The 20847-nt window shown below is 46.3% G+C and carries 16 protein-coding genes and 1 riboswitch; of the genes, 3 read left to right on the top strand and 13 right to left on the bottom strand.

The genetic code is table 11. The features are described from left to right. Window positions 1-162 precede the first annotated feature (162 nt). From FS666_RS01770 to FS666_RS01740, 7 genes are all read right to left on the bottom strand, one after another. Window positions 163-1014: a 3-hydroxybutyryl-CoA dehydrogenase gene (locus FS666_RS01770; protein WP_144460138.1), complete on the bottom strand. Its 852-nt coding sequence runs from the start codon at window positions 1012-1014 to the stop codon at window positions 163-165. Between the two features lie 16 nt (window positions 1015-1030). Further along, window positions 1031-2221 carry an acetyl-CoA C-acetyltransferase gene (locus FS666_RS01765; RefSeq protein WP_144460140.1) on the bottom strand — a complete coding sequence of 397 codons (1191 nt, stop codon included), beginning with the start codon at window positions 2219-2221 and terminating at the stop codon, window positions 1031-1033. 148 nt (window positions 2222-2369) lie between these two features. Continuing rightward, the gene (locus FS666_RS01760; protein ID WP_144460142.1) at window positions 2370-4484 is read right to left on the bottom strand and encodes a (Fe-S)-binding protein; all 2115 of its coding nucleotides are present in this window, start codon (window positions 4482-4484) and stop codon (window positions 2370-2372) included. 219 nt (window positions 4485-4703) lie between these two features. Continuing rightward, window positions 4704-5189 (bottom strand): hypothetical protein, encoded by a 486-nt coding sequence (locus FS666_RS01755; RefSeq protein WP_144460144.1) that lies wholly within the window; start codon window positions 5187-5189, stop codon window positions 4704-4706. Between the two features lie 59 nt (window positions 5190-5248). Beyond that, complete coding sequence (locus tag FS666_RS01750) at window positions 5249-6586, bottom strand: ABC transporter ATP-binding protein (RefSeq protein ID WP_144460146.1); 1338 nt, start codon at window positions 6584-6586, stop codon at window positions 5249-5251. A 1-nt stretch (window position 6587) separates the two neighbouring features. Further along, a complete protein-coding gene (locus FS666_RS01745) occupies window positions 6588-7649 on the bottom strand; it encodes a FecCD family ABC transporter permease (RefSeq protein ID WP_144460148.1) in 1062 nt (353 codons plus the stop codon). Beyond that, window positions 7612-8580 (bottom strand): ABC transporter substrate-binding protein, encoded by a 969-nt coding sequence (locus FS666_RS01740; protein ID WP_144460150.1) that lies wholly within the window; start codon window positions 8578-8580, stop codon window positions 7612-7614. Before FS666_RS01740 ends, FS666_RS01745 begins: the two co-directional genes overlap by 38 nt. A gap of 124 nt (window positions 8581-8704) precedes the next feature. Continuing rightward, window positions 8705-8911: riboswitch (cobalamin riboswitch) on the bottom strand. Between the two features lie 113 nt (window positions 8912-9024). On the opposite strand from FS666_RS01740, the gene cls reads away from it, so the two are divergent. After that, window positions 9025-10227: a cardiolipin synthase gene (gene cls, locus FS666_RS01735; protein WP_144460151.1), complete on the top strand. Its 1203-nt coding sequence runs from the start codon at window positions 9025-9027 to the stop codon at window positions 10225-10227. A 42-nt stretch (window positions 10228-10269) separates the two neighbouring features. Here the strand turns inward: cls and argS are convergent, their stop codons facing one another. Beyond that, window positions 10270-11940 (bottom strand): arginine--tRNA ligase, encoded by a 1671-nt coding sequence (gene argS, locus FS666_RS01730; protein WP_144460153.1) that lies wholly within the window; start codon window positions 11938-11940, stop codon window positions 10270-10272. After that, the gene (locus FS666_RS01725) at window positions 11937-12389 is read right to left on the bottom strand and encodes a YwiB family protein (protein WP_244943813.1); all 453 of its coding nucleotides are present in this window, start codon (window positions 12387-12389) and stop codon (window positions 11937-11939) included. Before FS666_RS01725 ends, argS begins: the two co-directional genes overlap by 4 nt. A gap of 260 nt (window positions 12390-12649) precedes the next feature. Between FS666_RS01725 and FS666_RS01720 the strand changes: the two genes are divergently transcribed. Next, entirely contained in the window at window positions 12650-14650 is a 2001-nt protein-coding gene (locus tag FS666_RS01720) for a transglycosylase domain-containing protein (protein WP_144460180.1), read from the top strand. A 301-nt stretch (window positions 14651-14951) separates the two neighbouring features. Here the strand turns inward: FS666_RS01720 and FS666_RS01715 are convergent, their stop codons facing one another. The 4 genes from FS666_RS01715 to FS666_RS01700 form a co-directional block, all read right to left on the bottom strand. Then, window positions 14952-16781: an ABC transporter ATP-binding protein gene (locus tag FS666_RS01715; protein ID WP_144460155.1), complete on the bottom strand. Its 1830-nt coding sequence runs from the start codon at window positions 16779-16781 to the stop codon at window positions 14952-14954. Next, the gene (locus FS666_RS01710; RefSeq protein ID WP_144460157.1) at window positions 16778-18496 is read right to left on the bottom strand and encodes an ABC transporter ATP-binding protein; all 1719 of its coding nucleotides are present in this window, start codon (window positions 18494-18496) and stop codon (window positions 16778-16780) included. Before FS666_RS01710 ends, FS666_RS01715 begins: the two co-directional genes overlap by 4 nt. A 566-nt stretch (window positions 18497-19062) precedes the next feature. Continuing rightward, entirely contained in the window at window positions 19063-19575 is a 513-nt protein-coding gene (locus FS666_RS01705; RefSeq protein WP_144460159.1) for a YwhD family protein, read from the bottom strand. Window positions 19576-19595: 20 nt separating this feature from the next. Beyond that, window positions 19596-20252, bottom strand: coding sequence for a site-2 protease family protein (locus FS666_RS01700; RefSeq protein ID WP_144460161.1), 657 nt, complete (start codon window positions 20250-20252; stop codon window positions 19596-19598). 144 nt (window positions 20253-20396) lie between these two features. Here FS666_RS01700 and FS666_RS01695 point away from each other — a divergent pair, with 144 nt between their 5' ends. Then, complete coding sequence (locus FS666_RS01695) at window positions 20397-20582, top strand: 2-hydroxymuconate tautomerase (protein ID WP_120071627.1); 186 nt, start codon at window positions 20397-20399, stop codon at window positions 20580-20582. Window positions 20583-20847 lie beyond the last annotated feature (265 nt).

The raw sequence follows: 20847 nt of genomic DNA, 5'->3' as shown, positions 1-20847 counted from the left end.
GTTTTCCTCGATTTAAATGTCCAGCCACGGGCTCCAGCGACTAGCAGACTTCGCGCCTCCTCCGATAAGTCAACATCGGCTCACCTGCGGTATCGCCGTGTTTCCTTTATCTCGTCGAAGGCACTCCAGTCTGTACGTCGCTAAACGTCGCCCTCCGCTTTTCTATTCATATTCATAAAAACCGCGGCCCGATTTTTTTCCAAGCCAGCCTGCTTTTACATATTTCCGCAATAGGGGGCATGGCCGGTATTTATCGTCTCCAAAGCCTTCATGAAGTGTCTCCATTATATAAAGGCACGTGTCCAGCCCGATAAAATCGGCGAGGGTCAATGGTCCCATCGGGTGATTCATGCCAAGCTTCATCACTTCATCAATCGCTTCTTTCGTTGCAACTCCTTCGTATAATGTGTAAACCGCCTCATTGATCATGGGCATGAGAACCCTGTTTGAAACAAATCCCGGAAAATCGTTCACTTCAACAGGTACCTTTTTCAAGCGTTCAGTCATTTCCTCCACGGCTTGGTACACTTCATCCTCCGTTGCCAGGCCCCTGATAATTTCCACTAGTTTCATAACCGGGACCGGGTTCATGAAATGCATGCCTATCACCTTTTCCGGACGCTTTGTAGCTGCAGCCATTTCTGTGATGGGCAGAGAAGACGTATTGGTCGCCAAAATCGCATGCTCCGGCGCATATTGATCCAGCTCCTCGAAAATCTTCATTTTTATTTTTAAATTTTCAACAGCTGCTTCGATCACAATATCCGCATTCCCGGCATCTTTTAAATCAGTCGACTTAATGAATCTTGCAAGAATGCCCTCTTTTTCATCTTCATTCATTCTTTCTTTTTGGACCTGTCTATTTAAGTTTTTGCGAATGACTTCAAGCCCTTTTTCAACAATGTCTTCTTTCAGGTCATTTAAATAGACCTGGTAGCCTGCTTGTGCGCAAACCTGTGCAATTCCCGAGCCCATTTGCCCGGCACCGACGACCATCACTTTTTCGATTTGCATATTCTTCCCCTCCACATCAGTCATTTTTCGGAACTTCAACCATCACTGCATCTCCCTGGCCTCCGCCCGAACATATAGAGGCAATTCCAATTCCTCCCCCGCGCCGCCTCAGCTCATATGCCAGAGACAGAATGATCCTGGCGCCGCTTGCGCCAATTGGATGCCCAAGCGCTACAGCTCCTCCGTTTACATTCACCTTTTGCGGATCCAGGCCGGCAATTTTACTGCTTACCAACGCTACGGCCGCAAAAGCTTCGTTAATTTCAAAAAGGTCAATTTCATCTGCGGTTTTTCCGCATTTTTTTAACAGTTCATTGATGACAAGACCCGGTGTTTTTGGAAAATCCTTTGCCTCAACAGCAACCTCTGCATGGCCGACAATAAATCCAAGCGGGTTCCTTCCTTCACGATTAGCCCGCTCTTCGCTCATCAGCACGAGAGCTGCGGAACCGTCGTTCACCCCCGGAGCATTTCCGGCAGTAATCGTTCCATCAGAACCGAAAGCAGGCCTAAGCTTAGACAATTTCTCCATCGATGTATCAATTCTGGGTCCCTCATCCTGGTCGACGGCAAGCGGATCTCCTTTTCGCTGCGGAACTTCCACCGGAACAATCTCCTCAGCCAAAAAACCTTTATTTCTTGCCGCGATTGACCGTTCATGGCTTCTGAGCGCCCACTTATCCTGTGCTTCCCTCGTAATCTCATATTCTATTGCACTTTGATTGCCGTAGGTTCCCATGTGGACGCCGGAAAAAGCGCACGTCAGGCCATCATGGATCATCAGGTCGATGATCGATGCGTCTCCCATCTTGAATCCCCATCTGGCTTTCGGCAATATATAAGGGGCATTGGACATCGATTCCATGCCGCCCGCCACGATGACCTCTTCATCGCCAGCCCGGATAATTTGGTCTGCCAATGTCACGGCTCTCATTCCTGAAGCACACACTTTATTCACGGTTTCCGTCTTCACTTCCCATGGAATGCCGGCTTTTTGTGCCGCCTGCCTTGATGGGATTTGCCCTTGTCCTCCCTGCAAAACTGTCCCGAGGATGACTTCCTGGACTTCTTCCGGCTTCACATTCGACCTTGCCAACGCTTCTTTTACAGCGATTCCTCCAAGATCGGAAGCAGTCAATGAACTCAGGCTGCCGCCAAATTTTCCAAACGGGGTCCTTGCGCCTTCAAGAATTGCTGATCTAGCCATTCTTTCATCTCCTTTTGGGTTATATGTATCTTTTAAAAAATATCTATACACACACCAATTTAAAACGCTTTCAAACTTGACTGAACGCTCGCTCGATAAAGATTTTAGAAGGAGGTGCTTCTTTTAAAAGAAGCACCCCATATTCATATTACGAAGCTTTATCGGTTCCCGGCTCTCCGAGAACAGCCTTTTCCAAAAGCTCTGCTACATCATATGTTTTCACTGTATCTTCCACTTCTTTTGCCTTAGTGCCGTCTGACAGCATCGTCAGGCAGTACGGGCATCCGGAACTGATGATGGAAGGATTAACAGCAAGGGCCTGCTCAGTCCTTGCAACGTTGATGCGCTGTCCTGTATCTTCCTCCATCCACATCAATCCTCCGCCGGCTCCGCAGCACATTCCGTTTTCCCGGTTTCTTTCGATTTCAACCAAAGTGACACCCGGAATCGATTTGAGAATTTCTCTCGGAGGGTCATAAACATCATTATAGCGCCCGAGATAGCAGGAATCGTGGAAGGTGATTTTTTCATTCACTTCATATTTTGGCTTCAGTCGTCCTTCTTTCACCAGCTGATCAAGCAGTTCGGTGTGATGATGGACTTCTGCTTCCAAGCCAAAGTCAGGATATTCATTTTTAAATATATTATATGCGTGCGGGTCAATCGTCACAATTTTTTTAACGTCATTTTTCTCAAATTCTTTAATGTTGGCAGCAGCCAGCTCCTGAAATAAGAACTCATTGCCAAGACGCCGGGGGGTGTCCCCCGAGTTTTTCTCCTTGTTTCCGAGAATCGCAAATTTTACACCGGCTTCATTAAGGAGTTTCGCAAACGACAAAGCGATTTTCTGGCTGCGGTTGTCGAACGCACCCATCGATCCGACCCAGAGCAGATATTCGAATTCTTCCCCTGCTTTCTTCAGTTCTTTGACTGTCGGAACCTGTACGTCTTCCCGAAGCTGACGCCAGTTCTCTTTTTCCTTCCGGTTCAACCCCCAAGGGTTTCCCTGCCTTTCAATATTTTGCATCGCCCGCTGGGCATCAGGGTTCATTTTGCCTTCTGTCAGGACAAGATAGCGGCGCATATCGATAATATGGCTCACATGCTTGTTCATCACCGGACACTGGTCTTCACAATTCCGGCACGTTGTACAGGCCCATAATTCCTCTTCCGTGATGACATCTCCGATCATGCTCGGCTGGTAATCCAATGCCGCTGCCGCCTCTGATGCGCCTTCTCCGGTACCGGCTTTTGCAATTTGATTGCCAAGCGTGTTGGCGAATGCATAAGTCGGGACCCATGGCTGTTTTCTCGTTACGGCAGCCCCATAATTCGTCAAATGATCCCTGAGTTTGATCATGATGTCCATCGGGGACAGCATTTTTCCCGTACCGGTCGCCGGGCACATATTCGTACAGCGGCCGCACTCCACGCACGCATACAGATCCACAAGCTGAAGGTCTGTGAACTCATCGATTTTTCCTACACCGAAGCTTTCAGCTGTTTCATCCTCAAAATCAATCGGTGAAAGCTTCCTGCCTCCATCAAGCGGCTCCAGGTAAACGTTTGCAGGACCTGCAATCAAATGTGCATGCTTCGATTGCGGCACGTACACAAGGAAAGCCAACAAAATCAGCAAATGGATCCACCATGCAATATAAAATACGATCCCTGCAGCAAGCGGGCTCATCCAGCTGAATGCAGCTGCAATTGCGGAAGCCACAGGCTCAGTCCACGCCAGCTCCTCCCCTTGCCAAATGAGCGACATCCCATTTCCAAGCAGCACAGACAGCATGAGTCCGCCGATAAAAAGAAGGACAAGACCTGCATAAAACCCCCTCTTCAATCTGACAAGCTTTTCAATATACCGTCTGTAAAATGCCCATACAACCGCAACCAATATGATGAGCGTTACGATTTCCTGGAAAAACTTAAATCCGGGATACAGCGGGCCGAGCGGCAGATGCGAACCAGGCACGAGCCCTTTCCAAATGAAATCGATTGCACCAAATTGCACAAGAATAAACCCATAGAAAAACATGACATGAATGATTCCGCTCTTTTTATCCTTGAGCAGCTTTTTCTGGCCAAAAACATATGTCCAAATATTTTTCAGGCGCGCTTTCACATCATTATCAAACTCTATTTTTTTCCCTAGTTTAATAAACTTGATGCGTGTTTTGACGACATAGACAAACAAAGAGACGCCGTATGCCGTTACAAGCAAAAACGCAATCCAATTCAACCACAGTAAAGCATGCATATGAAATGACCGCTCCCTTCCGAATTGTTAAGACTGCAAATGACTTTTCTGAAAGTTATTAACTCCATTATATAATGAATGAGCATTCAGTCAAGAAGAAAAATGAAAAAGCTGCCCCCGTTGAATTGACAATCAGGGGCAGCCCAAAGGAAATTAAACATATGGATTATATTTTTGGAGTTTGCATTGATGAAAGAATAATACGGGGCTATTGGCATTTTACTTAATTCCGATTAAATTTTTGAGGCGGTGAATATCCGATTCATTTGTCCAAGTCCGTTTTTCCAAAAGCTCAACCTTTGCCGCAAACTCGTCCTGTTTTGACTCGAATGAATCCAATCTTTTATTCACGCCGTCAAACCTTTTGAATGTTTCAAGCTTGAAACCATCCAAATCAGCCTTTATTTCCTGCTGACCATGGATTAATGCCCCCAGCAATTCACTGTGTTCACCAAGCTTCTTGCTGTGTTCATCCAGCTTCCTGCCTTGTTCATCGAGCTTGCGGCTGTGTTCGTCCAGCTTCCTGCCTTGTTCGTCCAGCTTGCGGCTGTGTTCATCCAGCTTCCTGCCTTGTTCGTCCAGCTTCCTGCCTTGTTCGTCCAGCTTCCTGCCTTGTTCGTCGAATTTACGGCTGTGTTCATCCAGTTTCTTACTGTGATCGCCAAGGATTTCCAAAATCAAATCCAGCTTCGCATTAATTTCCAACGCTTCCCCCCTCCTTTCTTCACTTTATTCTACCATAGACAATCGATAAACAATCGACATTAATTCGACAAACCCGATTTCATGCTGCTGAACAATTTTTCCGAGCAATCGAGCAGTCCTCTTCGGATAGCTTGCCCAAGCTCGGAAGAAGGCCTTGCCGATGGTAAAATTGCTCCTTTTTGCGTTGCAGCCACCACGATGCCATCATCCGTTTCCTTTGGACGGACCTTATTTTTTAAAGCGGTTTGCTTTCCTTCCAAAGCAGCAGCCAACGCTTCAATCAACGCATTTTCGCTGACATGCCCATTGATAAAAAGCCAAGTATGGAAAAAACCCAGACGCCGGTCTGCAGTCAATACAAATAATAGGGAAAATCCACCTTCGTGGTTTACACTGTAATTTGTGTAAAGTTGATCATCATCAATCTGCATTTCAACAGTTTTCTCGCCATTGTCTATTGATGGCCTGCCTGTGCTGATAATGAACTTTTCCTTCCAGCCCAGACCGGAGCCGCCTGAAGCAGACGCTATTGTTTTTAAAGGAGTAGGCGAATTAAACAAAACACTTTCATCATTCCTGGATAAATATTTTTCATCCAAGATTGTCTTGTCATCTTTCCCTGACTCAGGAATAAGCACCATATTCGGCTTCGGGACCTCCGGATGCGGATGATTTTCCAGTGCTGTCCTGTAAATCCGCTGTATCAACGTTTCATTTAGAACTTCTTCAGGTGAACCAATGCAAACGACTTCACCTTCATTTAAAAGAAGCAGGCGGTCGCAATAAAGACCGGCCAGGTTAAGATCATGAAAAACCGTGACAACTGTAAGTCCTCTCTGCCTGGTCCAGCGCCTTAACCGATCAAGCAATCCTTTTTGGTGGGAAAGGTCCAAGTGATTTGTCGGTTCATCAAGAAGAAGGATGTCCGGCTCCTGGGCAAGCGCCTGGGCCAGGAAAGCCCTTTGCCGCTCACCCCCGGACAGCTCTTGCAATGACACATCCTGAAATTCCTTCATTTTTGTCAATGCCATCACTTCCTGGACAACCGCCTCATCTTTTGGGCTCCATGTATGAAACAGTCCCCTCTGGTGGGCATACCTTCCGAGTTCAACCGTTTCCTTTACAGTGAACGGAAACATTTCGCTTGTGAGCTGCGGCAATACAGCCATCAGCTTTGCAAGATTTTTGGAAGAATATTGTTGGAGGGGGCGGCCATCGAGCGTTATTTCTCCATCTTTATATGAAAGGAGTCTGCTCACCATTTTAAGCAGCGTCGACTTGCCGCTTCCATTCGGCCCAAGGATTCCGAACATTTCCCCCCGGCTGACAGCAAAGGTTATATTTTTCAATATGTTTGCATCAGAATAACCGCCGGAGAGATTTTTCACTTGAAGCATGTCATCCACTTCTTTCCATTCGTCTTCTCAACAAAATAAAAGCAAATACCGGGGCCCCTATCAGTGCAGTGATGACACCGATAGGCAGCTCTGCCGGTTCAATGACAATCCTTGCGGCCAAATCGGCTAAAATAAGGAAACCTGCACCGATCAACATGGAGAGCGGCAAAAGATGCTTATGGTCCGGTCCCCATAATATTCTTGTCAAATGCGGGATGACAAGGCCTACAAATCCGATCGTTCCCGAAACAGCGACAGCTGCTCCGGTTATCATGGAACTCGATGCCAATACAGCAAATTTCCTGGCGGGCACATTGACACCAAGATACTGTGCCCTCTCTTCACCAAAGGCAATCGCATTCAGCTCTCGCGAATTCAGTAATAGAACAAGGCTCCCTATAACCAGGAACGGCAAAATAATCTGCACATAGCTCCATCCTCTCATGGAGACACTTCCCAGCAGCCAGCCGATGATTTGGCGAAGTTCCTCTCCCGAGAGGGCAATCATCAAGGAAATGAGCGCTCCCAGAAATGAACTGAAAATGATTCCTGTTAAGATGATTGTCTCCACTTTCATGGATCTGTCGATGCTTCTGGCAAAAAAAAGGACAATAATGATCGTGATAAATGCAAAAACGATACTGAGAAGCGGCAGTGTATATATTCCCGCCAACGGTAAGGAGATTTGGTAAAACAAAGTGACAACCGCACCGACAGACGCACCGGATGAAACACCCAGCGTATAAGGGTCGGCAAGCGGGTTACGGAGCAGTCCCTGAAAGGCCGCCCCCGCAATCGCAAGCGAGGCACCGACAAGACCTGCAAGCACAACGCGGGGCAGGCGGACTTTCATGACTATATTGGCAAACATCGGATCTACCTGCTTTTCGTTTAAAAAAGGCAGGGCCTTGCCTGCGATGATGCTGACGATATCTTCTACCGGAACTCTTACAGAACCTATTGATATTGCCGCAAGAATGGCGGCAACCATAAAAATGATTGCCGCTGAGTATGCTACGAGTGGATTACTCCCCGAAAACTTCCGGGTAAACAGCTTTTGCAAGCGCCTCTACTCCTTCAGCGATCCGCGGGCCTGGACGGCTTGTAAGAGCCTCGTCTATCAAGTGAACCTGCTTGTCTTTGACAGCTGCGATGTCCTGCCAGCCTTTACGGTCAAGCACTTGATCCACCGGATTTTCCACATAGTTATAGTTGACAATGATGACCTCAGGATTCATTTCAATGATGGCTTCCTCGTTCATCATAGGCCAGCCTTCCTCTTGAACCGCATTTTTTGCGTTGATTGTCCCAAGCATTTGATCCATAAATGTGTTTTTCCCCACAGCATAAATTTCAGGGGCCGGCGATATTTCTACGAATACAGATTTCTGGTCTTCTTCCTTGATATCGGCCGCTTTCTTTTCGATTTCGTCAAGCTTGGCTTTCAGGTCTTCGTTCACATCAGACGCTTCGTCCGTATGCCCTGTCGCTTTTCCGATAAATTCAATGGTTTCGTACACCTCATCGAAGCTTTGGGCATCTTTGACGACAAGAACCGGTATACCGCTGTCTTCCAGCTGTTTTAACCCTGAGTCCCACCTGTCGCCCGCCGATCCGTGGGAAAGAACAAGATCAGGTTCCAAAGCAATGATCTTTTCTATGTTTAATTCCATGCCTGCCACTTGCTCCTTATCCTTTACTTCCTCAGGATAATTATCATTTTCGTTGACAGCCACTACTTCGTTCCCTGCACCGATGGCATAAAGGATTTCTGTATTGCTCGGAATGAGCGAAACAATTTTTTCCGGCTTCTCTTCAATCGTTACTTCTTTATCTGCCGCATCCTTCAGCGTTACCGGAAAGCTGTCTTCTGAAGCCTGTTCAGTTTTAGGTTCCGTATTTTGCTTCCCTTCTCCTGCATCTCCCTGATTGCCGCAGGCTGCCAGAAACCCTATCAGCATTAATGCCATTAACCATGAATAAATCTTTTTCATCCTGTAAATCCTCCTTATAAAAATAAAAAAACATCCCCAGTGCGCAGGAGATGAGTATGTATAAAGGCATGAATAGGCAAACAGGCATCGCCGCCTGTTTGTCACCTCTCCCATCCGCGCAGGTTTTTGGTGTTTGAATCCGGCAGGTCTCCTGGCTCATGTTCATCGCATTCTACCCCTTCCCATGCATATGCGCACAGTGGTCTATGGCAGGACGCTCCCATTTACAGTGGCGGGACCGCGTTGGAATTTCACCAACTTCCCTTTTTCAGCTTTCATTGCCGTTTTTTAAAAGCGGGCATGAAAAGCAACCGAATCCAAAAATATACTATTTTTTTGCATCAACAGTAATTATACACGATTTATTCTGTTTTCACAGCTTTTTCAAAAAGAATTTGGGAATACTAATCAGGATTCATTTCTGTTTTGAGGAGGGAATTCCAATTGAAGTGGCTGACTGGGTCCATCATTTTAATCACCGCATTACTTTTTGCCGCTTCCGCGGATTTTTTTCTCGGCAGATATGTTCATGGAAAAAAAATGAGGCCTTGCAGCTACCCTGTCAGAAATGGCCGGATTCAATTGATAACGAGCGGCCCGGAACTTTTTTCCAATTACTTTGATGATCTCTATAAGGCTGAAACAAGTATCCATGTGCTCTTTTATATTGTTAAAAACGACCGATTCGGCCAACTGTTTTTTGAAATATTGATCGACCAAGCCCGCAAAGGGATCAAGGTGCGCCTGCTGCTTGACTGGTTTGGAAGCAGAACGGTTTCAAAAAGCCTTCTTAAAAAGGCTCGCTCTGCCGGAGTTGAAGTCGTTTTTTGCCACCGTCCCCGTTTTCCCTTTGCCTTTTTTTCCCTTCAACAACGAAATCATCGAAAAGTCACGATCATTGATGGAAAAATCGGTTACGTAGGCGGGTTTAATGTGGGAAAGGAATATATTGATCTGGATCCCGTCCTTTCACCATGGCGGGATTATCATCTACGGATCGAAGGCGAAGGTATTGCCGATCTGCAGACAGAGTTCCTGCTGGACTGGGAGAGGGCAGCAGGTACCAGCCATTTGAAGGACAGTTCCCTTTATCCTCATTTGGAGAAAGGGCCGATGCCCTACCGTTTTTTTCCGACACAGGGAGTGGATGCAGAAGAGGAAATCCTGCAGTTGATTGATCAAGCGGAGGAAAATATTTTTGTCGGTACACCTTACTTCATCCCTCCCGAAAAATTAGTTTCCGGGCTTGTGCAGGCGATCCAAAGAGGCGTTGCCGTAACAGTTCTAGTCCCTGATAAATCGGACCATCCGATTGTAAAGGAGGCTTCTCTCCACTATTTGCGGAAGATCCTGGCAGCCGGAGGGGATGTCTATCAATATGAAGCCGGCTTTTTCCATGCAAAAGTCATCTTGATAGACGGAACGTTCTGTGACATCGGAACAGCCAACTTCGATTGCAGAAGCTTCAGGCTTAACTACGAAATCAATTGTTTTATCTACGACCAAAAGTTTATTGAAGAAACTGAAAGAATCGTTCAGGAAGATATAAGCCGTTCCAGCCGGTTATCCCCTGAAGACCTGGCTGATCCCCCCTTATCCGTACGCTCGAAAGAATGGGCAGGCATGCTCTTTAAATATTTTTTATAAAATGAACAGGAGCGCCATTCGGCGCTCCTGTCATGTGAAATATTACATTTTTTCCGGTGCAGACACGCCCACCAATGTCAATGCGTTTTTCAATGTGATTTGGGCCGCATTTACGAGGGCGAGGCGGGCTTTCGTTTCGTCAAGCTGTTCTTCATTCAACACTTTTTCAGCATTATAATAGCTGTGAAAAACGGACGCCAATTCAAAAATGTAATTGGTGATCCGATGGGGAATCCGTTTATCAGCCGCCTCCGCAATGACTTGAGGGAATTCACCGAGTTTCTTCAAGAGATCAATCGCTTTTTCGCTGGAAAGGGATGAAAAGTCGGTGCCTGCATCAAAGGAAATTCCCTTTTCTTCTGCGGAACGCAAAATGCTGCAAATCCGCGCATGGGCATACTGGGCGTAGTAGACGGGATTGTCATTTGATTCGGCAACAGCCAGATCAAGATCAAAATCCATATGCGTGTCACCGCTTCTCATGGCAAAGAAGTAGCGCACCGCATCAAGTCCGACCATTTCAATCAAGTCTGTCATTGTCACCGCTTTTCCCGACCTTTTGCTCATCTTGACCCTTTCCCCGTCTTTATACAGGTTAACCAGCTGAATGATCTCCACTTCAAGCATGTCAGGATCAAAGCCGAGCGCCTCGATTGCCGCCTTCATTCTGGGGATATAACCATGGTGGTCAGCGCCCCAAATATTGATGAGTTTATCAAAACCGCGGTTGATTTTGTCGAGGTGGTAAGCAATGTCCGGTGTAATATATGTGTAGCTGCCATCATTCTTAATCAACACACGATCTTTGTCGTCGCCAAAATCGGTCGAACGGAACCATGTTGCCCCTTCCTTTTCGTAAAGGTGGCCTTTTTCCTGAAGCAATTCAAGTGTTTCATCAATCTTTCCGCTTTCGTAAAGGGATGTTTCCGAATACCATACATCAAAAGCTACACGGAACTGCTTCAGGACATTTTTCAACTTATCCAATTCAAAGTCCAGCCCGTAGCGGCGGAAGAAAGCGATACGGTCTTTCTCATTTTCATGGACAAATTTATCGCCGTGTTCCTCGGCAAGTTTTTTTCCGATCCCAATGATATCCTCGCCGTGATAGCCGTCTTCGGGCATCGGCTTGTCGATGCCGAGCGCTTGGAAGTACCGGGCTTCAACAGACAGGGCAAGATTGTTGATTTGGTTTCCGGCATCATTAATATAATATTCCCTGGAAACCGCATAGCCCGCTTTATCGAGAATATTGCAAAGTGAATCGCCTACCGCGGCCCCGCGCGCATGTCCAAGATGAAGGTCCCCTGTCGGATTGGCGGAGACGAATTCCACTTGAATCTTTTCACCTTTCCCTGCATCGGAGCGGCCGTATTCATCGCCAGCTTCCAAAATCGCCGGAACAAGTCCGGTCAAATAGCTGTTGTCCATATAAAAATTAATAAATCCAGGCCCTGCAATATCAACTTTTTCAATGGATGCTTCCGATACATCAAGGTGTGCTTTGATCTCTTCAGCAATTGTCCTCGGAGATTTTTTCGCTATGCGGGCCAACTGCATGGCCATATTGGTTGAATAGTCGCCATGAGACTTTTCTTTTGGCGTTTCAAGAACGACCGCCGGTATTTCATCTTCGCCGGCCAGTCCAGCCTTTAATATGGCATTCTTTATCTCCAGCTTCAGTGTTTCCTGCTTCTGCTCCACTACGTTCATAAATTCCCTGTTTCCTCCCTGTATTGTATTTCCATATCATATTTTCCGGCATGTGTGCCTTGCATGTATAAATCATATCCAAGATTGATTTTGCCTTCACATTTATCATCATATTCATGGTGAGCCAGTTTGTTTGTATCCGTGGACAGTAAAAGGCTGCCGTATTCACTTGCATGAGATCCGTCTTTTTGTTCGTTCAGCCGGAATTTCATACGCATATTGATGATTCCTTTTCTGAAAATGGTTGCTTCCTCGTCATCCACTTTCACAAGCGTATGGACAGTCCCTTCCTCTTGAACTTCATCATATTTCAGAAAAACCGCATTGTTTTTCCGATAATATTGGCCAAACAGGATCATTTCAAATGTTTCTTCTTCTCCATCGAGACAAATATTTGTCGTAAGATGAATTTTAACCGGAGTTTGGACATCCGCTGTCAACGCCGCCACACCCTTTTTATGTAATGTAACCTATTCATTATAGGAAAATTTCAAAACAAAGTCCATGTCTCAGCACTCAAAATCGGCGATCAAAATAACCTCCCGTCATCATAGATTGCTTCGTTGGTGAGAAATATATCCTTGCCCCATGAATAAATTCATGCTTTTTCTTTCATACTGTTGAATGAGATTGCTAGAATTCAGGGGGTGAGGAATTGGAAACAGCCACGGGGGCAAAGAAAAAATGGAGGACATTTCGGGTGTTTGCGATGTTGTCGCTTTTGGCTGCGACAGCCGTAACCATCATATTATTATCTTTTTGGCTGTGGATCAAAATTCTTGGCCCGCCGCCACTGTCCATTCCACAATCCACATTATATTATGCATCCGACGGCTCGATCATTGGAGAAAGCAACAGCGGGGAAAAAAGATATTGGATTTCGCTGGATGAAGTGCCTTCCCATGTTTCGGATGCCGTCATAGCGATTGAGGACCGTACCTTTTACAGTCACCACGGCTTTGATTTGAAAAGAATTGCGGGCGCCATCGCGGCTAATGTCAAAGCAATGGGGAAAGTCCAGGGAGCGAGCACAATTACACAGCAATATGCCAGAAACTTGTTTTTGACACTTGATAAAACCTGGTCGCGCAAATTGCTGGAGGCTTTTTATACAATCCGCCTAGAGGTGAATTACGACAAGGATGAAATTCTTGAAGGCTACATCAACACGATCTCCTTCGGACATGGGGCTTACGGAATTGAGGCTGCCAGCCAATTTTATTACGGAAAAAGCGCAAAGGAACTTACAATTGCGGAAGCATCAATGCTTGCCGGCATCCCCAAAGGTCCCGGAATCTACTCTCCGATCATCTCGGAAGAAAAGGCAAAATCCAGGCAGGCACTCGTATTAGGTGCTATGGTAAAAACAGGGGCGATTTCACCGGAAGAAGCGAAAGCCGCCTCACAGGAACAGCTTTCCTTTATTGGGAAACATCCCCATCACCAGGCGGAAAAAGCACCATATTTCTATGATACTGTAAAAAAAGAATTGAAGGAAAAAGCAGGTCTGGATGATAGAAGCATAGCTCTTGGAGGATTGAAAGTCTATACGGCACTTGATGTGAAACAACAAGATATTGCTGAAAAAGTGATAAGTGAAACGATATCGGAAACATCTGATATCCAGGCCGGTTTTGCGGCGATGGATCCGGAGACCGGCCATGTCACAGCTTTGGTTGGCGGAAGGAACTATAAGGACAGTTCTTTCAACAGGGCGACCCAGGCTGTAAGGCAGCCCGGCTCAACGATAAAGCCTCTCCTGTACTATGCTGCATTGGAACATGGTTTCACTCCATCGACCGTATTAAGGAGTGAACCGACGACATTCAGGTTCAGCAACGGGCAGTCCGATTATACGCCGCATAACTTTAACAACCAATATGCAAATGGAGAAATTACGATGGCCCAGGCGCTCGCTTTGTCCGATAATGTGTATGCCGTTAAAACCCATCTGTTCCTTGGACAGGATGCACTGGTCAATACAATCCGCAGGCTCGGCATTTCCACAAAGATGAAGAACGTGCCTTCCCTCGCCTTGGGGACTTCCGGAGTAAAGCCGATTGAGCTTCTCAATGCCTACAGTATCATAGCAAACGGGGGGAAGAAAGTAGAGCCTGTTTTCATTGTCCGGGTGGAGGATTTTCGCGGAAAAGTGATCTATGAGGCGCCGAAAATCAAAGAGCAGGTACTGGAGCCGGAATTTGCCTTTGTTTTAAGCCATATGATGACAGGCATGTTTGATAAAAAATTAAACGGATATGCAACGGTCACCGGGGAGTCCGTCATGAACCAGATGAGCCGGGAGTATGCAGGAAAGTCCGGTTCTACCAACTCCGACAGCTGGATGGCGGGTTTTACCCCGAAATTGGCTTCCGTCGTATGGACTGGATATGACAAAGGAAAAGAAATCACTTTGACGGAAGACAAATTATACGCAAAAAATATTTGGATCCGCTTCATGGAGCGTTCATTGGAAGGCCAGGATGAAAAGGAACATGCCTTTTTGCCTCCAGCAAAGGTAACTGCGGTCCCTGTCGATCCTGTCAATGGCAAAAAAGCGACGAATTCCTGCCCGGTCTTCAGGCTCACCTATTTTGTAAAAGGGACAGAGCCAACGGAGTTTTGCACCGACCATCTGCATGAGCTTAATAAGGAGCGGGTACCGCATAAAAAAGAAAAGAAAAAACACTGGTGGCAGAAGATATTTTGATAAGAAAAGCGCAGGCGCCCGTTTAGCGACGTACAAACTGGAGCACTTCGCAATGAGATAAAGGAAACACGGCGACGAAGGCAGGCTCAAGCAGCGACGTCCTGTCGCTTCGCCTGCACTAGCACATCCTGTGTGCGTCGGAGCCGATGTTGACTTATCGTAGTGGAGAAGTGCGAAGTTTGCTAGTCGCTGGGCGCTGGAGCTGGACAAAGCAACAATACTTTTATATGAATAACCATGAAAAAATTTATACTTCTCCTTTTGAACAGTTGGATCCCCCTCATTTATGAGGGGGATCCATTCAGCTTGCTTTTCCGCTAAACTGGCTTTTATACAAATCGGCATAGAAGCCATTGATCTTCATCAATTCTTCGTGTGACCCTTTTTCTATAATATCGCCGTCTTTCATCACCAAGATGATATCCGCATCCCGGATCGTGGAAAGCCTGTGGGCTATGACGAAGCTTGTGCGGCCTGCCATCAGTTTGTTCATAGCCCGCTGGATATTCATTTCCGTCCTTGTATCGACGCTGCTCGTCGCTTCATCAAGAATCAATATTTTCGGGTCGGATAAAATTGCCCTCGCGATTGTAATCAGCTGGCGCTGCCCCTGCGAAATGTTTGAAGCGTCCTCTCCCAAAACGGTCTCATAACCATCTGGAAGCGTCCGGATAAAATCATCGGCATAGGCGCTTTTGGCAGCTTGAATAATTTCCTTAACGCTCGCCCCTTCACGCCCGTATGCAATATTGTCCCTGATCGTGCCGTTGAAAAGCCACGTATCCTGAAGAACCATTGCAAACATGGAACGCGCCTGACCCCGGGAAAGACTGCCGATATCGATCCCGTCTATCATAATCCTTCCGCTGTCCAATTCATAGAACCTCATCAATAGATTGATAATGGTTGTCTTCCCTGCTCCTGTCGGACCGACGATGGCAATGGTCTGGCCCGGGTCAACGTCCAGATTTAAATCTTTGATGACCGGTTTGTCTTTTTCATAGCCGAAGCGGACATGGTCAAACGTAATTTTTCCTTTCAATTCATCCGTATTGACATCAGCAGGATCTTCTTTCCGCTCTTCTTCTTCATCAAGCAGATGAAATACCCGTTCGGCTGAGGCAAGCGCCGTCTGGATCATGTTCGCAATGCCTGCTGCCTGCGTCATCGGATGTGTCAACTGTTGTGAATACTGGATGAATGCCTGAACATCGCCAATCCGGATACTTCCGTTTAATACGAGCAGCCCGCCTCCGATGCTGACGAATACATAGCCGAGATTTCCGACAAAGTTCATGAGCGGCATCATGATCCCGCTTATAAATTGCGCCCGCCAGCCGGATTGGTAGAGCCGCTCATTGATTTCATCAAATTCCTTGATGGCAGTTTTTTCATGCCCAAACGCTTTGATGACCTGATGCCCCGAAAACATTTCTTCAATATGCCCGTTTACATTCCCCAGTTCCTTTTGCTGATTGACAAAATGCTTCTGGGAAAAGGATGCGACAAAGCGGATAACCAGCGCACTCAATGGAAAAGTGATTACAACGACAAGCGTCAGCACCGGGCTGATCACAAGCATCATGATGATCGTTCCGATAATCGCAATCAAGGAAGTGATAATTTGTGACAGTGCCTGCTGAATCGAATTGTTAATATTGTCTATATCATTGATGGCCCTGCTTAAAATATCTCCGTGCGGATTCCTGTCGTAATAGCTTAAAGGCATCCGGCCCAATTTTTCATAAACTTCTTTTCTCAATTCGGCCGTTGTTTTCTGGGAAACCCCTGCCATCAAATATTGCTGCAAATAAGTGAATGCGGCTGATATGACGTAAAGAACAAGCAATGTAAGCAGCAATTTCTGCAAAAAAGTGAAATCGATTCCTGTCCCTTTTGTGATACTTGAAAAAATGGAAGAAGTTGCATCTCCCAGCAGCTTTGGCGTGATGACATTGAACAATGTGGAAAAAATGGCTGCAATGGCAACAAACAGCAGCTGGTATTTGCGGGGTTTCAAATAGCCCGACAATCTTTTAAGCGTCTTTTTGAACTCCTTCGGTTTTTCACCGGGAGCGACCCCGTGTCTGGGGCCCCCGCCGGGTCTTGGATGAACACGTTGTTTGCTCATGCTCCTTCCTCCTCTGCCCGCTGTGAGGATACAATTTCCTGGTAAATGCGGTTTTCCGCCAGCAGTTCTTGATGTGTACCGATGCCGGCTATTTCCCCTTCTTCCAGAACGATAATTTGATCGGCATCTGTAACTGTGCTCACTCTCTGAGCAACTAAAATGATGGTTGCATCCTTGGTTACCTTTGCCAGCTCCGCTCTCAATTTTGCATCTGTTTTATAGTCCAGAGCAGAGAAACTGTCATCAAAGAGGTAGATTTCCGGTTTTCTGATCAATGCGCGAGCAATGGACAACCGCTGTTTCTGGCCTCCTGACAGATTCGCCCCTGCCTGCTCGATCATTAAATTGGTTCCCTCTTCTTTTTCTCTTACAAATTCAGCCGCCTGCGAGATGCCGAGCGCTTCCCACATCTCTTCCTCGCTGGCTTCTTCATTGCCGTACCGCAGGTTTTCCGCAACTGTCCCGCTGAATAAAGCAGCTTTTTGCGGTACATAGCCGATCTTCGCCCTCAATTCCTCCTGTGGAATATCTCTTACATCGATGCCGTCTACCAGAACAGAGCCTCTTTCCACATCATAGAATCTCGGAATTAATTTAATAAGGGTTGATTTTCCTGATCCTGTGCTTCCAATGATCGCTGTTGTTTTTCCCTTTTTTGCTGAAAAAGAGATCTGCTGAAGGACCGGTTTTTCCGCACCGGCATATCTGAACGTGACATCCCTGAATTCCACGGTTCCCTGTTTGCCATGCCCTTTTTTCGGATGCTCCGGATCCGTTATATCATTTTCCATTTTCAGCACCTCATTGATCCGGTCCATGGAAGCTTTCGCACGCGGGATCATAATGAATCCGAACGACAGCATAATGAGCGACATGAGTATCATCATGGAGTACTGCAGAAAGGCCATCAGATTTCCAACTTGCATGACTCCCTGGTCAATGCGGACAGCCCCGAACCACACAATCGCTATGCTTGTAAAATTCATGACAATCATCATGACAGGAAAAAGCACAGCCATCATTTTATTCACTTTGATTCCGGTATCGCGGAAATCAAGGTTTGCAGCATCAAAGCGCTCTTTCTCATGATTTTCGTTGTTAAAAGCGCGGATGACCCGCACTCCTGTTAAATTTTCGCGGACAATCAGATTTAATTTATCTGTCTTCTTCTGTAATGAAACAAAAAGCGGAATCGCCTTTCTCGTAATAATGAAAATCAGCAATGCCAAAAGCGGGAGGGCGCCTAGAAAGACCACTGATAAACCAGGCTCTCTTGTGACAGCCATAATGATGCCCCCTATCAGCATCAATGGCGCCCTCGTCATCATCCGCAAAATCATATTCAAAACATCCTGCACCTGCTTTACATCATTTGTTGACCTTGTGATCAAAGAAGCGGTGCCAATTTTATCAAAAGCCTGCAGCGAGAAATTCTCTACGTTGATAAACAGACTGCGCCTAATATCCCTTCCGAAACCGAGGGCGGTTTTCGATGCAAAAAAGGACACCCCGGTCATAAGAATGATGGCTGCCAAGGCGAAAACCAACATAAGGCCGCCGGTTTTCAATATGTAAGGCATATCGCCGTTGACAATGCCGATATCAACAACATTGGCCATTAGCGTCGGGAGGAGCAGCTCAAGCATGATCCCTCCGAGAGTTAACAATACAACGGCAGCGATATGTAAAGAATACGGTTTTATATGCTTAATCATTCAACGGTCACTTCCCGTATTTGTTTGTACTTAATGATAACTTTTATCACACAGAAAAACTACTTTTTTCAAAGGCATTTCTTCGTCAAAAAGTAAAAAACTTGAGGTGTGCGGCCTCAAGTTTTTTGATGGTTGGCGAAAGTGCTAAACAGGCGCTTTCGCTTTTCGAATGTCCAGCTTCGGGCGGCAGCGACTAGCAGACTTCCTCCTCCTAATGTGCTCCTGCGGCGCAGCTTATTCGATGAGGTTAAGCTCACCTCGTCGCAAAGCTGCACGATGTTAACTCAATGAAGTATCACACGAAGCCATCCCAAGTAGTAGCTTTCCTACGATAAGTCGACATCGGCTCGCCTGCGGCATCGCCGTGTCTTCTTTATCTCATCAGGAGTCGTCCAGTCTGTACGTCGCTAAACGCCGCCCTACGCTTTTCTTTGTCCCAGTTTGCCGTGCAAACTATATTTAGTTTACTTACTTTCCCAGTAATCGGCAAGTTGACAATCTTCCTTTTTGATAACTGTCATAGATTGTTCAAAATTTCATCAGGATTTGACATTTTTTCAGGAAAGTCACTTCTCAAACTCCTCTTTCAATTCAATACTGGAGCGCTCCCACATGCCTTCATCATGGCTCTTGAGGAAGTCCGCAAGTACTTTTCGGGACTCGGCGTCCATGTTGTGAACGATCACTTTTCCTTTCATCGCCTTGTCCATATGGTTGACATGCTCCGGCATTGATTTATAGCCACGGCGGGCCGGACGGTTAATCAATAATTCACATGCAGTCACACCTGCATAATAGGGTCCGTCTTCCTTGATATCCACCGCAACCCATATGACCCAATATTTTTTTGCCCCTTCTTCAGGGAATTCGCTGCGGTCTTTTACATATTTGACCCCACGTTCAGTTTTGCTCCTTGCATGCATCGCCTGTTCTTCGATCCATGCCTCCCCTTCTTCCACATCAAGCATGACGGGCGTGATATTTTCCAAACTAAGGGACCCGACTCCGTAACCCTTATGCCCCATGGTCGGATCATCTTTTATAATATTAAATTCCAGCTTTCTCTTTTTTTGTTCCATACAATTTTCCTCCCTTTTTCTCAACCTAAAAACATGACAAATACACTTTGTATGCTATTTACAAAAAATGGGACGACTGTATTCAATATCGGCCTGATTGTATAATGCGATAACGGCGTGATCACCAGTATTAAAAATATGAGCGACCCATACTGCTCATACTGCGTCATTTTTGCCCTAAGTGATGGTGAAACCAAATCCTCTATGATCCGGTAGCCGTCAAGAGGCGGTACAGGCAGCAGGTTAAAAACGAATAGCAGCACATTCATCCATACAAATAAATTGAAAAACTGAGTGACAAAGATCGGCAGCTGTCCCGCAACACCTGTAACCATCAATATGAACAAAATGGCCGTCCCCAAAACCGCCAGAGCAAAATTGCTGATCGGTCCCATCAACGAAACGAAGATCCCCGCAAGCCGGGGATTTTTGAAATGATAACGGTTCACAGGGACCGGCCTTGCCCAGCCGAATCCAGCGATAAAAATCAAAAGTGTTCCGATCGGATCCAAATGATGGATCGGATTCAAGGTAAGCCTGCCCTGATCCTTTGCCGTCGGATCACCGAATTTATATGCCGTAAAAGCATGCGCAAATTCATGCACCGTGAATGCAATTAGCAGTACTGCCGCTACAAGCGGAATTTGTTCCAAAGGGAACGCGAGAAACCTCTCCACATATCCAGCCCCTTTATATTCTTGTCTTTTGATCCATTATACAAAATTATTGCCCGCTCCTCATTTTATGAATCTGCATCTTGCCCCTCTTTTAAAAAAGGAATACAATTTTCATGTACGAAATAGACAAAGGAGGAACCATACATGCCAATTGTAACAGTAAAAATGTTTGAAGGGCGTACGGACGGCCAGAAGAAAGCGCTTGTAGAAAAGGTGACGGATGCTGTTGTTGAAACAACAGGCGCCTCAAAAGAAGCTGTAACCATTGTCATTGAAGAAATGACGAAAAATCATTATGCCGTTGCCGGCAAAAGGGCCTGCGACGAATAAAGAAAAGCGGAAGCGCCCGTTCAGCGACGTACAAACTGGAGCACTCCGCAATAAGATAAAGGAAACACGGCGAGGTACGAGCCGATGTTGACTTATCGATTGGAGGAGGGCGAAGTTTGCTAGTCGCTGGGCGCTGGAGCTAGACAATAAAAAATCCGGAAAAGACAGCCTGTCCGCAGTTAATGCGAAAAAGCTGTCTTTTTCCCGACTTTAACAGCTAGAAAGCCAAAAACTCCTCGAAAACAGCGATATTATAGTGTTTTCG

Origin of the sequence: Siminovitchia fortis, assembly GCF_007681465.1 — a bacterium.
Taxonomy (GTDB): Bacteria; Bacillota; Bacilli; order Bacillales; family Bacillaceae_C; genus Siminovitchia; species Siminovitchia fortis.
This window is presented reverse-complemented; position numbering and strand designations above follow the sequence as displayed.